This window comes from bacterium, assembly GCA_021159335.1.
Lineage (GTDB): Bacteria > UBP14 > UBA6098 > B30-G16 > B30-G16 > JAGGRZ01.
In genome coordinates, this window is sequence record JAGGRZ010000013.1 from 1 (window position 1) to 14,777 (window position 14,777).

The 14,777-nt window shown below is 45.1% G+C and carries 13 protein-coding genes; 5 read left to right on the top strand and 8 right to left on the bottom strand.

Annotated features, from left to right (window positions below; translation table 11 throughout):
* The 5 genes from J7J62_00755 to J7J62_00775 all read right to left on the bottom strand — a co-directional run.
* Positions 1-976 (bottom strand): PAS domain S-box protein (locus J7J62_00755; protein MCD6123690.1); only part of this gene is annotated, 976 nt, incomplete at its 3' end.
* Between the two features lies 1 nt (position 977).
* Complete coding sequence (locus J7J62_00760) at positions 978-2,180, bottom strand: type II secretion system F family protein (protein MCD6123691.1); 1,203 nt, start codon at positions 2,178-2,180, stop codon at positions 978-980.
* A 58-nt stretch (positions 2,181-2,238) separates the two neighbouring features.
* On the bottom strand, positions 2,239-3,336 hold the full coding sequence (locus tag J7J62_00765) for a type IV pilus twitching motility protein PilT (protein MCD6123692.1): 1,098 nt from the start codon (positions 3,334-3,336) through the stop codon (positions 2,239-2,241).
* A 111-nt stretch (positions 3,337-3,447) separates the two neighbouring features.
* Complete coding sequence (locus J7J62_00770; protein MCD6123693.1) at positions 3,448-5,385, bottom strand: T9SS type A sorting domain-containing protein; 1,938 nt, start codon at positions 5,383-5,385, stop codon at positions 3,448-3,450.
* A gap of 56 nt (positions 5,386-5,441) precedes the next feature.
* Entirely contained in the window at positions 5,442-5,786 is a 345-nt protein-coding gene (locus tag J7J62_00775) for a DUF3795 domain-containing protein (GenBank protein MCD6123694.1), read from the bottom strand.
* Between the two features lie 122 nt (positions 5,787-5,908).
* On the opposite strand from J7J62_00775, the gene J7J62_00780 reads away from it, so the two are divergent.
* The 5 genes from J7J62_00780 (at position 5,909) to J7J62_00800 (ending at position 11,229) form a co-directional block, all read left to right on the top strand.
* On the top strand, positions 5,909-6,700 hold the full coding sequence (locus tag J7J62_00780) for a ParA family protein (protein MCD6123695.1): 792 nt from the start codon (positions 5,909-5,911) through the stop codon (positions 6,698-6,700).
* Complete coding sequence (locus J7J62_00785) at positions 6,663-7,541, top strand: ParB/RepB/Spo0J family partition protein (GenBank protein MCD6123696.1); 879 nt, start codon at positions 6,663-6,665, stop codon at positions 7,539-7,541. Before J7J62_00780 ends, J7J62_00785 begins: the two co-directional genes overlap by 38 nt.
* A gap of 53 nt (positions 7,542-7,594) precedes the next feature.
* Complete coding sequence (locus tag J7J62_00790; protein MCD6123697.1) at positions 7,595-8,671, top strand: DUF1646 family protein; 1,077 nt, start codon at positions 7,595-7,597, stop codon at positions 8,669-8,671.
* Between the two features lie 109 nt (positions 8,672-8,780).
* Positions 8,781-10,085, top strand: a complete 1,305-nt coding sequence (locus J7J62_00795; GenBank protein MCD6123698.1) for an adenylosuccinate lyase — start codon at positions 8,781-8,783, stop codon at positions 10,083-10,085.
* A gap of 1 nt (position 10,086) precedes the next feature.
* Positions 10,087-11,229 carry an FAD-binding oxidoreductase gene (locus J7J62_00800; GenBank protein MCD6123699.1) on the top strand — a complete coding sequence of 381 codons (1,143 nt, stop codon included), beginning with the start codon at positions 10,087-10,089 and terminating at the stop codon, positions 11,227-11,229.
* A 67-nt stretch (positions 11,230-11,296) separates the two neighbouring features.
* On the opposite strand, the gene J7J62_00805 is transcribed toward J7J62_00800, so the two are convergent.
* The 3 genes from J7J62_00805 to guaB form a co-directional block, all read right to left on the bottom strand.
* Positions 11,297-12,178 carry a YicC family protein gene (locus J7J62_00805; GenBank protein MCD6123700.1) on the bottom strand — a complete coding sequence of 294 codons (882 nt, stop codon included), beginning with the start codon at positions 12,176-12,178 and terminating at the stop codon, positions 11,297-11,299.
* 35 nt (positions 12,179-12,213) lie between these two features.
* Entirely contained in the window at positions 12,214-13,053 is an 840-nt protein-coding gene (locus tag J7J62_00810; GenBank protein ID MCD6123701.1) for a hypothetical protein, read from the bottom strand.
* A 62-nt stretch (positions 13,054-13,115) separates the two neighbouring features.
* Positions 13,116-14,570 carry an IMP dehydrogenase gene (gene guaB, locus J7J62_00815; protein ID MCD6123702.1) on the bottom strand — a complete coding sequence of 485 codons (1,455 nt, stop codon included), beginning with the start codon at positions 14,568-14,570 and terminating at the stop codon, positions 13,116-13,118.
* Positions 14,571-14,777: the final 207 nt, after the last annotated feature.

The following is a 14,777-nucleotide window of genomic DNA, read 5'->3' on the forward strand; positions in this document are numbered from 1 at the left end:
TTTTTTCGGTTATATCGTCGAACAAAACTATTACCCCCTCAGGGTTTCCCTCGATTGTCAGCTTGTCCAGCGATACTTCGAGGGGAATTTCCTCGCCTGCTTTGTCCCGTATCGTGACCTCTATTGACTTCCACTTACTTTCTCCGCGCATAAATTCAGTTATAAGTCCCCATAATGGACTAAGTCTCTCCTCGCCTATTTCGTTTAGGTTCCTCTCAAGAACTCTGTTAATGGGCAACTGCAGAATTTGTGATGCAGCATTGTTGAAATAAACAACATTTCCGTCCTCATCAATCGTCATAAGGCCGCTTCTCATGTGTTGCAGAATCTGGTCAGTGTTCCACTTCACTCGCTCAAGCTCAAGCTTGGTTTCCTCAAGCTTGTCAAGATGCATTCTCAGTTTCTGGGAGAGATAGCCGGAAAGAAACGCCATCATATACAAAAAGCACGATTGCACATAAGCCATATAGAATAGAGTTTCTTTACTCGAAAGAATAAGCTCCGAAAGAGCTGTTCCCGGTCTGGGAATAATCCCCATAAACTCAAAGTAAAGCATCAAGGCATAGAACAGGGTAGCTGCAGTCGCGGTCATTACGGTACCAAGAAGCTGGAACACGAAGGCACTGGAAAGTATTGTAAGAGCGTAAAGCAATATAAGTGGGCTTCCACCACCGCCTGTCATATGCACGAGACCTGTTTCAACCAGCAATTCGAAAAATATTTCTATAGAATAAAGGAACTTGAAGTTAAGTTCTTTTCGCACGATATCCCAGTAATAAAGCGAACCAAGATATCCAAGCGTAACCACCCCGTAGAGAACCAAGAGTATCCTTATTTCCTTTGATTCAGGAAAGAAAAGTATTACCGCAATAAAAAGTATAAGAATTATAAGAAACCTGAATATAAGAAGCCATTTTATCTTTCTGTGGAACTCCACGCGCCATTCAGGCACATTATTTATCTTATCCTCAGGCATGTTATGCCTTTATCTTACCGATTATATCGAACATAGGCAGATACATTGCAACCAAAAGCCCCCCAACTACTATACCCATGACGACTGTCATAAGAGGTTCTATCATTGCAGTAAGGGTTTCCACAGCAGAGTCGACCTCCTCCTCATAGAAGTCAGCTATCTTTGCGAGCATCGTATCGAGGTTACCCGTTTTCTCGCCAACATTTATCATTTGAACGACCATCGGCGGGAATACCCTGCTTTCTTCGAGAGGCTTTGCTATAGTTTCACCCTGAGAAATCGCTATTATGGCATTTTTTATTGCTCTTGCTATTACATCATTCCCAGCGGTTTTGGCGGTAACCTGAAGAGCATCTATAATGTTAACTCCGCTCTGGATAAGGGTTCCCAGCGTTCTGCTGAAACGCGCCACCGCGGTTTTCCGTATGAGCATTCCGAAAAGCGGCAATTTCAGGAAAAGATAATCGATGTAATAGCGAGTTTTGCTGTTTTTCCTCATTAATTTGTAGATGATAACAATGAGGATAGCGCCGCCAATAATAAGATGTAGGTTTCCTTTAAGCCAATTTGATAAGTTAATCACTATCTGCGTTGGTTTGGGCAACTCTGCGCCGAGTCCCTCGAACATGCCAGCGAATATAGGTATAATGAATGTAAGCATGATAAACGATATAAGCACAAGCATAACGAGCATTATCGCCGGATATGTCAGCGCACCCTTTATTTTGCGCTTTATCGCGTCGGCTTTTTCACGATAATCAGCAAGCCTTTTAAGAATAACATCAAGCGCACCACCGACCTCGCCTGCCTCAATCATGCTGACATAAAGCTGGTCGAAAACCTTCTTTTCCTTGGCAAGAGCATCGGCAAGTGTGCTTCCACTTGAAACGGTATCTCTAACATTGGCTATTACTCTGGCAAGAACTTTGTTCGTGGTTTGGGCAGCAAGAATGTCAAGACATTGCACGAGCGGCAATCCCGCTTCTATCATCACAGCGAACTGCCTGGTGAAACGGGATATCTCCACAGCTTTTACACCTGTGCCTATCGTAAGGTTTAGCGACTTCGACTTGCGCTTAACATTGGTAACTATAACCCGTTGCCGCCTGAGAAGCTGCATTAATTCCTGTTTGTTTTTTGCCTCGAGAGTTCCCGATACAGTTTGTCCTGTCGGCGTCCTTCCTGTATATTCAAACACTGGCATGTCAACACCTCACTATATTAGCCAAAACTTATTACTCACTAAATTTTTAGAAAAGAGCTTAGAAACCTTTCCGGGCTGGTGCTTGCATTTGTTGCCTTGCTATCAGTTCGGACAGTTCGTTAGGGTCAGGCGAACGCCTCATGGCATCCTCTATCGTTATTAATCGCTTAAGATAAAGCGATGCCAGAGACATATTCATAGTTTGCATTCCATATTTTCCGCCCGCCTGTATTGCTGAATAAATCTGATGGACTTTGTCCTCGCGGATAAGCGCTCTAATAGCCGGAGTCACCACCATAATCTCCACAGCTGGAACCCTTCCACCTCCTATTCGGGGCAAAAGTGCCTGCGTTATCACCGCCTGCAGAACAAATGATAATTGCACTCTTATTTGTTGCTGCTGAGATGGCGGGAATATGTCTATAATTCTATTCACCGTTTCAGCGCACGAGTTCGTGTGAAGCGTTGCGAAAACCAAGTGTCCAGTTTCTGCTATTGTTAGCGCCGCGGATATTGTCTCAAGGTCGCGCATCTCGCCCACAAGCACGACATCAGGGTCTTCTCGCAGCGCATATTTAAGGGCAGTAGCGAAACTCATCGTATCGGAACCAACCTCTCTCTGGTTGACTATGCAATTTTTATGTTTATGCACGAACTCTATGGGGTCCTCAATCGTAAGGATGTGAGCATGTCTCGTGTTATTAATCTTGTCTATAAGCGCCGCAAGCGTTGTCGACTTCCCCGAACCGGTTGGTCCGGTAACCAAAACAAGCCCCATGGGAAAATCAGCGAATGTCGAGACAACCGGCGGAAGCATCAGCTCTTCAAAGGAAAGTATCCTCATCGGAATAAGCCTTATAGCCATAGCCACACTTCCGCGCTGCATGAAAATGTTCACCCTGAACCTTGCTAATCCTGATATCCCAAAGGAAAGGTCGAGCTCCCAGTTCTCCTCGAACTTCTGCTTTTGGCGCTCAGTCATTATCGAATACGCCATTCGTTTGGAAACATCAGGCGTTATAACATCGTATGGCAAGCGGTGCAATTCACCGTCAATCCTTAGTATAGGTGGTGAACCAGCAGTAATATGCAGGTCGGAAGCATTCCGCTTGACCATCTCCTCGAGAAGTTCCCTTATGGAAAGCTCAGATGCCATAAATTCCCCCATTCTTTTTTCTTCTTTTTATGATATCGATAATTTCCGCACTTTCAATAGTATTTTTACATATATGTTAAGGGTATTTTCTCGCCCAAATGTCCGAACACTTTACCGCACGACAATCAACTTTCGCACTACTGGTTTGGTTTTCGTCTTACAATGAAGTATATACACTCCCTGCGATAATCCCACACTGCTTATGTCGATATGATTTTGTCCATTAATTTTGCTTATTCTTTTCGAGAACACGATTCTTCCCTTTATATCAAATATTCTTATGGATGTAGTGTTCTTAGGCAAAGGTAGGTTATCCATACCCGTCAGTATTAATGTGGCTAATGCTGGTTCTTGCTGAGTCTGGTAATTAGGTTCGCTGCTTATCTGACTGCTTATCGTGACATGATTTTGCCAGCACGCAAGATTACCCAAAACCTCAGCACCCCACAGGGATGGTCGGCTTTCGTACCAATTGCTAATAAGAATCCCAATTAGCGAATCGTATTGATATAACCATAACCACCTCATCGTATGTTCAACATAATCGAGCACTCCACCATCGGGATTAACATGGCTTCTAAATGTAGGATTTGAGGTGTCGGTATTGGTCCACACAATTTTTGTGAATGTATTGCAGAATCGCTGCAACATTGAATCAGGATATGCTGATGCAAACTCTGGGTCATTTGCAACTGCCACCACGAATTCTATATCGATATTAGCATGACCAACATCTTCAGCCCGTTTAAAGCACGACATCGAGAGATGATAGCCGCCTCTATCGTAATGAAAATGATTTCCCTTGCCCATAACATAGTATCGTCGCGAGGCTAACTCATCAAACCTGATCCAGAACGATATTTTTATATTATCGTTCAATGCTGTGTCATGAGGAATGGTTATGTAATCGTCTCCGTCCAGAACTACCGCTTGTCCGACCTTACCGGTGGCGAACGAAGGGGTGCCATGCGAAACTCCATCTCGCCCATGCCTTGACAAGTCAGCAAAATCACCCTCAAACCTGAGGTATACGAGTGTATCATGCCCTCTCGTTATTACCAGTTCATCCAAAGCACCAACAAAAAAACTTGAACCGTCAGGGCGTTTACCAATAACAAAGTCAGCATCCGTGCCAGAAATAGCCTTCCCAACACTTTGTCTGAATAAAATTCTCGTTCCAGTGCTGTCGTAAATAATCAGTCTTAACGAATCCTCAAGCGAAACCTCGAACTTATACCAATATCCGAGTTTATCGATTACATCAGTTTCTATGGCGCAATATGCTCCTGAGGAGTCGAACCCCCAAAGGTCTGCGGTAGCCATGTAATCACAATATCTCCACGCATACGCATCCAATGCTGGACAGTAACAAAGCCCTCTATATGCAGGAAATGGGGCGTCACTCCAGTTTGTGCCTGAATGTATCCAGCCTCTATATGTAAAATATGTTTCAGCCATTTCATGAACTGTATTTCTGTAGTAAGTAACAAGAGATGTATCTGGAGTTCTATAGTAGGGCGGCATGTAATACGGCGTTCGGGATATTTCGACAAGTCTTAGAAGCATCAAACCATAGGCAAGATACCAATTGTGAGGCGTTTTCCAATATTCGCTATAGCGCCATATAGGAACAATAGTGTCTTCAATATAATACAAAAATCTTGATGCTTGCGCCCCAAATCGTGAGTATAAAAAACTATCGCTCAGGACTATCTTAATAAAATCCGCGATAGTTGCATAAATATGACCAGTCCACACCAAATAAGGTTCACCAGTATAATGGCACGAGTCGATAACATAGCTACAATGTTGTTGAGCCCAAGTAAGATATTTTAGTGAAGTATCGATTGGCTCACCACGGGCTACTGATGCCCTGTACATTGACAGAAGTCCTCTTATAATGTAGCTTTCGCCCCACGGAATCGCTGATGTGAACGATATCCCATGAGGATATTCTGAATTAAATTCTTCATACCAATCAATTTGCGCTAACAACATTGACGGAAGAGCAATAAGAACAAAACACAAAAAATAGTGCTTAGCTCTCATTCTTGCCCTCCTGTTTTGTCAAAGCAACTACATCGGCTTTGTCAAACCATCAAATTTTAAAGCGATGCTCTTATGGAATCCAGCGTCTTTTTTGCTTCGGGCGCGTTCTCAAAAAACCTGTTAAGCACACTACACGGATAATCGCTGCAATACGCGCAGTTCTCTACGCCTTTGGAAATCCCGCAACGCCTTATGTCGCATTCATCGCAATACCCTATGTGCCTTCCCTCGACCACTGTGCAACCATCGCAGTTTACTTCCTCTGGCTTTATCTCTACCCCAAACTGCTGAGACCACCTTTTCGCTATCGCTGCCCTTGCTTCATCGTCATCCTTTTGAGTGGCAATGTAAACCGGACACTGGGTACAATCAAAACCGCAGAACGAAATTAAGTTTTCCAAAGTTACCCCCCAGTTATGTTCACATAATCAACATAACTCACATAACGACGCAACGCAACTCCGAAAAGCGCTTTTTCGATTAATCTTGCAAATAAAATAAGTTCTCTGCATTTTATATAAAAATGGGCAAAATAATAACAATAGCGAATCAAAAAGGCGGCGTAGGGAAAACCACTTCGGCTATAAACCTTTCAGCATCAATCGCCGCAGCTGAAAAAAGGGTTCTGCTCGTGGACCTCGACCCTCAAGGCAATGCCACCACCGGGCTCGGTTTTAAAATAGCCAAGAACCAGCCCACCATCTACGAAGTATTGCTTGGCTTCGTTCCGGCAAGAGAAGCTATCCTTCAGTTTGATTCTTTGCCCGACCTCTGGGTTCTTCCGTCGCACATAAGGCTCGTTGGCGCGCAGGTCGAGCTTCTCAAAAAGAGCAAACGGGAGTACTGGCTTAAAAGGGTCCTCGAACAGCTACGAAACGATTACGACTTTATATTTGTTGACCTCCCGCCATCACTTGGCATACTTACTATAAACGGTCTTGCCGCAGCCGATTCAGTCATAATACCCATACAATGCGAGTACTATGCCCTCGAGGGACTCAGCCAGTTGCTCGTTACGCTAAGGCGAGTTCAAAAAACGGTTAATCCACGCCTGAGGATTGAAGGGGTTCTTCTGACCATGTTCGACCCAAGACTTAATCTGGCCAAACAGGTTGTTGAGCAAGCAAGAAAATACTTTGGCAAAAAAGTTTTTAAAACTATTATTCACAGGAACATAAGGCTTGCTGAGGCACCATCGTATGGCAAGCCGATACTACTTTACGATATATCATCGCGAGGGGCGCAAAATTACTTGGCTTTAGCACAGGAGATAATAAATGGCTCGAAAAAAGACTGGTTTGGGGAAAGGGCTTGATGCGATACTGCCGGAAAGTCTTGCCGAGGAACTTGAACTCGGTGAGAAGACCTTCGCAGAAATACCGCTTGACAACATAACGCCGAATCCGCTTCAGCCACGATTAGAATTCAACGAAGAAAGCCTTGCGGAGCTTGCCGAATCGATAAAAGCGCAGGGAGTGCTTCAGCCTATTATAGTGGTTCCCAATCCTGAGGGTGGATTCATGCTTATCGCGGGTGAACGGCGATGGCGCGCCGCAAAACTCGCCGGACTATCCGAAATACCAGCAATAATTCTTAAACGCGAGCTATCAAAAGAGGAACTGCTTTTCGTATCACTCGTTGAGAATCTTCAGCGCGAGGACCTCGACCCAGTGGAGGAGGCTCAAGCCTACAAGGCATTAATGGAAAAGTTTAACCTTACCCAGGACGAAATAGCAAAGCGGGTCGGTAAAAGTCGACCAGCTATCGCCAACGCATTGCGAATACTAAAACTTCCGGAACAAATCCTTAAATTGCTTAAGGAGCGAAAAATAACTGCTGGTCACGCGAGAGTGCTTCTTGAGGAGAAAGACCCCATGAGACAGATGAGGCTCGCCAAGCTTGCAGCCAGCCGCGGACTTTCTGTCGAGAGGCTGAGCATAATAGTGATGGGCAAAGCCCAAAAACGCAAACGAGCCAAAAAGCCCAAAGACCCTGAGCTGGCGGCACTCGAAGACGAACTGTCAATAGTTTTGGGAACGAGAACGGAAATAGTGCGGAAACGCCGCGGCGGAAAGCTTATCATCCACTTTACTGACGAGGAGCAACTAAGTGAACTGATAGGAAAGCTCATAACAGCAGAGGAAGAAAAGGAATAGACCCTCAATCCAAGACCACAACCTCGATGCCGAAAGCAATCCGAAATAACTTAATGTTCCTGCCTTTTATAGCGCTTTTGGTTATTCTCTTCATTCTGAATCCCAAGGAGGTAAAGAATTATCCTCTATTCGTCGACTGGCTAACGATAGCTGCTCTCACTGGACTGCTTGTGATAACGAACGGCATAAAAGAAAGTTCATTTTTCACATCCCTTTCGCGACGATTGCTTAGCGGAAGAGTTAATCAACGCGCTTTCGCTGTCCACCTCGTAATCCTGTCCACAATTTTGCCCATGATACTAACTAACGACATAGCATTGTTTCTTATCGTCCCGCTTACCTTTGGCTTCAGCAACTTTTTAGACATTGACTTCGAGAAAATAGTGGTATTCGAAGCAATATCGGTTAATGTCGGCTCGACGCTAACGCCTATAGGCAACCCACAAAACCTATTCATATGGCATCAGTGGAAAATATCTTTCTTCTCGTTCATCAAGGACATGTTTCCAGTTTTCGCCATAATGTTTGCGGTTCTTCTTTTGCTTGCCATAGCCGTTTTTCCGAGAAAAAGGATAACAGTGAAAAATTTTACCGAACCATCTGGCAACGGCAAAATCAGAAAAAGCCTGTTCTATATTTCGATGATACTTCTTGTCGTTTTCGTCCTGCTTATGGAACTAAGGCTTGCGCATTACTTTTTGCCTTTCGTGCTCATCATTTATCTCATATTCTTCCGCAATGTAATCATCCGCACTGACTGGGGCTTAATACTGCTTTTTGTCATCATGTTCATCGACTTTCACCTTCTCAGCCAACTCGGTGTCGTCTCGACACTTATGAGTAAAATAAACCTTTCCACACACGGGGGAGTTTTTCTAATATCGCTTGGTGTATCACAGTTAATAAGCAATGTTCCAGCAAGCGTTTTTATGGCGAAATTCACCCACGATTGGCACTCGATTGCTTATGGTGTTAATGTGGGCGGGAACGGTCTTGTAATAGCATCATTAGCGAATATTATAGCATTACGCCTCGCTGGCGGCGGGAAAATTTTCGCGCGTTTTCACAGGTATTCCATAGCCTATTTTGCTGTTACTGCTGGGCTGTCATATGTGCTATTTTTCCGCTGAACAATGACAACTTTTTCGGCGAAATTTTGCTTTGATTAATCACTTTTGATTTGAACAATCGCTATTTTTTGCTATTATTTGAGCAAAATATTTTCGAAAAGGAGGGGTGATGATAGACAGATATTCCCGCCCAAAGATGAAGGAAATCTGGTCGGATGAGAACCGTTTCAAAAAGTGGCTTGAGGTTGAGATAGCGGTTCTCGAGGCGCAGGCGGAGCTTGAGGAGATAGAGCATGAAGTGGTTGACGAGGTAAAGCAGAAGGCATCATTCACCATTGAGGAAATACGAAAAGCCGAAGAAGAAACTCATCATGAGATGGTCGCGTTCATAAATGTTATTCAATCGAAAATAAGCGACGAGGCTAAAAGATGGTTTCACTTCGGTCTGACATCATCGGACATAATGGATACTGCGCTCGCACTCCAACTTCGCGAGGCTTCCGACATTATCGCCGCCGACCTTAAAGCGGTAATGAACACAATAAAAAACCTGGCGCATAAATACCGCTACACTCCCATAATGGGCAGGACGCACGGCATGCACGCAGAACCCACGACATTCGGGTTGAAAGTCGCCGTGTGGTATGACGAATTCAATCGCCACAAGAAACGATTCAAAGAAGCGGTGGATCAGGTTCTGGTTGGCAAAATTTCAGGAGCTGTGGGCAATTTCGCGACAATAGACCCAGAGGTCGAGGAAAAAGTGCTTAAGAAACTAAAGTTAAAACCCGAAAAAGCAGCTACGCAAATAGTTCATCGCGATAGGCACGCTTTCTACATAGCAACATTGGCTTTAATAGCATCCACCATTGAAAAGATTGCCACGGAAATACGAAACCTTCAACGCACTGAGATAGCCGAGGTGGAAGAACCTTTCGCGGCGAAACAGAAAGGCTCGTCAGCTATGCCCCACAAAAGAAACCCCGTGAAGTCCGAACAGCTTTGCGGACTTGCAAGGTTGGTCCGCTCCTATGTTATACCCGCTATGGAAAACATTGTCCTGTGGCACGAGCGAGACATATCTCACTCCTCAGTTGAGCGGGTTATTCTTCCAGATGCTACTACGCTCATAGATTACATGCTCGATAGGCTTAACTACATACTTTCCGGGCTTCGCGTTAACACTGACAAGATGATGGAAAACATAATGCTTACGCGGGGACACATATTCAGCCAACGGCTCATGCACAGGCTTATCCGCGCTGGCTTGCCACGGGAAACCGCATATCTTCTCGTTCAGGGGCGCGCCATGGCAAGTTGGGCTAAAGGACTTGACTTCAGGGAAGAGGTAATAAAAGATGGCGAGATAAGAAGATACATATCCCTCGAGGAGATAGAAGCCTTATTCGACCTTGATGTTTACATTCGATATGTTAATTACATATTCAAACGAGTTTTCGGAGGTAAGCGGTAATATGGTTCGGAGCGCTGATATAGTCATAATAGGCGGTGGTATAATAGGCTGTGCCACCGCATACGAGCTTGCAAAACTTGGCGCCAAAAATGTAGTCGTTCTTGAGAAAAGTTACATTACATCGGGTTCAACGGGGCGCTGTGGTGCTGGAGTGAGACAACAATGGGGATTGAAACTTAACGCACTTCTTGCCAAAAAATCGGTGGAAATTTTCGAGTGTCTGGAAGCTGAGCTGGGAATGGACATAGAATTTCGTCAGGGTGGTTATCTCGTTCTTGCGCACACTGAAAAGCAGGTGGAACAGTTCAAAAAGAACATTGCACTGCAAAATTCGCTTGGAATACCTTCTCGATTCGTCACCAAAGAAGAAGCCAAAGAAATATGCCCGCCGATAAATACTGATTCGTTTATCGTCGCAACATACTGCCCTACAGATGGTCACGCGAACCCATTTCTTACTACATTCGCCTACCAGCGCGCAGCCGAGCGACTTGGAGTTAAGTTCTATCGATATACTGAGGCACAGGCTATAACAAAAAACAGCGATAGGACATTCGTGGTTCATACCAATCGCGGCGATATAAGCACCCAAAAAATTCTTAACGCTGCGGGTCCGTGGGCTCGCGAAGTAGCCAACATGGTAGGCGTGGACATCCCAACACACCCCGAACGACACCAGATAATGGTTACCGAACCTGTAGCCCCACTATTCGACACGATGGTGATTTCGTTTCAGATAGGTATCTATGTTCAGCAGGTTCCGCACGGTAGCTTTGTTCTGGGAATAGGCGAGAAAGAAGAGCCATCGCACAATATAAATAGCACATGGCAGTTTCTTGAACACATAACGGGAGAACTCGTGAGAATTCTTCCTATAATGGCCAATTTGCGCGTCGTGAGGCAATGGGCAGGTTCTTATACGAAAACACCCGACTCTGCTCCCATATTGGGCGAGCACCCCGAAGTGCCGAATTTCTTTATGGCAGTGGGATTTTCAGGACATGGTTTTATGGTTGCCCCCATGACTGCGCGAGTTACCGCTCAAATGATGCTGGGACAAAGACCAGAAATAGATGTCTCACCACTTTTCCTCGACAGATTCGAGCGTGGCGAACTAATCGTTGAGCCGAGTGTAGTGGGTTAAAAGCGCTGCGTCTATAGCCATTAATGGAAAAGCCCCAAATAATTAGTTCAGTAAACGCATAAAAACATTATTCTACATTCTGCACCTGCTCTCTAATCCGCTCGAGCTCTTCCTTGAAATCAATAACTATTTGCGATATCTCGAGAAGGTCGTTTTTCGAGCCTATAGTATTTATTTCTCTCAGGCATTCCTGAAGAGTAAAGTTAAGAATACTCCCGGTCGGTTTGCGACTACGAAGTGCGCTGTAAAGACGGTTAAGGTGAGCCTCAAGGCGGGTTATCTCCTCGGTAAAATCGCTTCTTATCGCATAGTATGTTATTTCCTGAACAAGCCTGTTTTCGTCAATTTTCGAGTTTTCCGCAAGCTGGGTTATTTGCTCTCTAAGCTTTTGAGCTCTCATATGCAAGGCTTTATCTTTTAGCTCTTTTATGGTTTTAATGAATCCGGAAAGTCGCTTGAGCCGTTTTGATATATCTCTCTGTATTGCTCTGCCTTCCTCCTTGCGAGATATTTGAAGTTTTATTAACGCTTCCTCGGCCGCCCTTAGCGAAACCTCAAGAAGCTTTTCCTGAACCTCAGGGTCGGGAGTTCTCATTATTAGTTCGGGCATTTGAATGAATCTGTCGAGACAAACCACAGTTTGCTCAGGCGTTAAGCGCGAATCTATCTCTTGTATCAGGGCAGTATATGCTTCGAGAAGGTTTTCGTCTATGGAAAGATTCCACGCTTCCCTGCCAGCCTGAAGCACATTAACTGTAAGGTTAACTCTACCTCGACTCACATATTTTCGTATAAGCTTCACGAACTCGAGCTCGAACCCATTCAGAAGTGGATGGAGCCTTACTATAGGCTCAAGATATCTTGAATTAAGGGACTTAACCTCAGCAGCAACCACGAAATCGTCTTCTGCCCTCGTGGCGCTGCCGCAGCCCGTCATCGATACCAACATTTATGGCTCCTTACCATTTTAATTTTAATACCTCATTATTTCCCAAAAATAGACTTCAACCCCTTCTTAAGCATATCTTTGGGATTATCCTCATCCTCTTCATCTTCTTCTTTTTCGCCCCCTTCCTCCAATTTATCTGGTGGAGTTTGAGGAATCAGTATTTTCCCGAAAGAAACTTTCTTTGGCGTTTCAGTTATGGCGCTTTTTGCCCCCTGCCAGCCATACGAGAGAAGCACTGCCTCCATATCATCCGAAATCATCTTCACTATGCCGGTTATGGGGACATCAGGAGTAAACCACAAATCGATTTTTTCATTTTCCACAGTATCCTCAACCGTTATATGCTGGCACTTGAATTTTCCCGCGGGGACTTTTATCGTCTCTGTCTTTATCGTTACTCTATTTCCGGGATAGCTCGTCTCTGCGCCCTCATCCTCTTTGGAAGAGGGTTCAGCGGGTTTTTGGGGCTGCGCTTTACTTCCCGCTTCCTCCTCCGGAATCTGGAACTCAAACTCCAGAGCCTGTTCGTCATTGTGCTTTACAACAACCGAGTAATAATTCGTTTTATCCTCGAGCACTCCGCTTTTAGTAAGCATTTTCATTATGTTTCTGTCACCCTCATCGTTTTTAAAATCGAGCTCGAACCAGTATAAGCTTTTCCCCTCCCGTTTATCCTCGCCAACGATTGATAACTTCATCGTGCCAGATGCTTCCTCCTCCTCAGCTTTTATTTTGTATTCACACCATGCTCCTAAGGTATTTTTAGGGGGTTGAGGCGTTTTTGTGCCTGCAAAAGGGTTGAAAATAGGCGGCATCTGAGACCACGCAACGGAGATGGCAAGAATCGCGATCAAAAGCAAACGACTCGCTTTCATACTTTTCCTCCTTTGGGGTTTATCCATTCAAAACAAAGAATTTCTTCATTCGACAAACAATCTCATCGAATCCAGTAGTTCGGGGCTTCCTTGGTTATCTGAACATTATGGGGATGTGACTCGGCGAGCCCAGCCCATGTTACTCTGATGAATTCAGCTTTCTCCCACAGCTCGGGGATATTTCTGGCTCCCACCATTCCCATACCAGCTCGCAGTCCGCCTATAAGTTGATATATCACCTCGCTCGCGGGACCTTTGTAAGGCACCCTGCCTTCTATTCCTTCAGGAACGAGCTTCCGCATATCGATGGTTTCTTCCTGGAAATACCTATCTCGCGCTCCGTCCTTCATCGCTCCCAGAGAACCCATTCCCCGATACACTTTAAACCGTCGTCCCTCGTACAGCACTGTTTCACCGGGGGCCTCGTCGGTGCCGGCAAGGAGATTCCCCACCATAACTGCCACCGCACCAAGTGCGATAGCTTTCGTTATATCGCCGGAGTACCTTATTCCACCATCTGCTATGATGCCCACGCCATGCTTTTGAGCTTCCTCGGCACAGATCATTACAGCCGATGCCTGCGGGACTCCGCATCCCGTTACAACCCTCGTAGTACATATAGAGCCGGGTCCAACTCCAACCTTTATTGCATCGGCTCCAGCTTCCGCAAGGCGAGCTGTACCCTCCGCCGTCGCAACATTGCCCGCTATAACATCTATCTCAGGATACCTTTTCTTCAAGAATTCGGTTGCCCTAACCACATTTTTCGAGTCACCGTGCGCCGTATCAATAACGAACACATCCACTCCCGCATCGACCAGCATTTCAGCGCGCAACTCAAGGTCCTTTCCTACACCAACCGCCGCAGCAACCAGAAGCCTTCCGAGCTTATCCTTAACCGCATTAGGATGTTCCTTCGACTTCGCTATGTCTTTCACCGTTATCAAACCAACAAGTTTGCCTTCACTGTCAATAACGGGTAGCTTTTCGATTCGGTGTTGATGCAAAAGTTTTATGGCCTCATCTATTGAGATGCCGGGGTTGGCGGTTATGGGGTCTTTCGTCATCAGGTCGTTAACCTTTTTGCTCATGTCCGTTTCGAATCTGAGGTCGCGGTGAGTAATAATTCCCACAAGCTTTCCATCCTCGACCACGGGCAAACCTGATATTCCGTATCTTTGCATTATTTCGAAAGCCGCGCCTATAGTAGCCTCAGGTGATATCGTCATTGGGTCGCGAATAAGCCCAGCCTCGAACCGCTTCACCTTGCGAACCTCCTCAGCCTGCCTTTGTGGACTCATATTGCGATGAATAACTCCCAATCCGCCTTCTTGAGCCATGGTTATAGCCATCTTGTGCTCGGTCACGGTGTCCATAGCTGCTGAAAGAATGGGAATCGCAAGCCTTATTTTTCTCGTGAGATCTGTCCCCGTATCAACTTCGTTTGGAAGGACATCTGAATAGCGAGGTTTTAAAAGTATATCGTCATAACTTAACATTTCCTCCATCGACTTCATATCCTACCTCTCAGTTTGTCTTTACAGAAATTTACAAAAAATAGCTCTTATAAAAAGTTATTTATACCCTGCATAACAACGAGCGGCTAAACAGTCCAACATTTAATTCTTCTTGCGATTTTCACACGATATTTTATAAATATGGAATAACTATGTAAAATATTATTATTACAGACATTCGCATCTCGCAGCGAATCCAACCCTAAA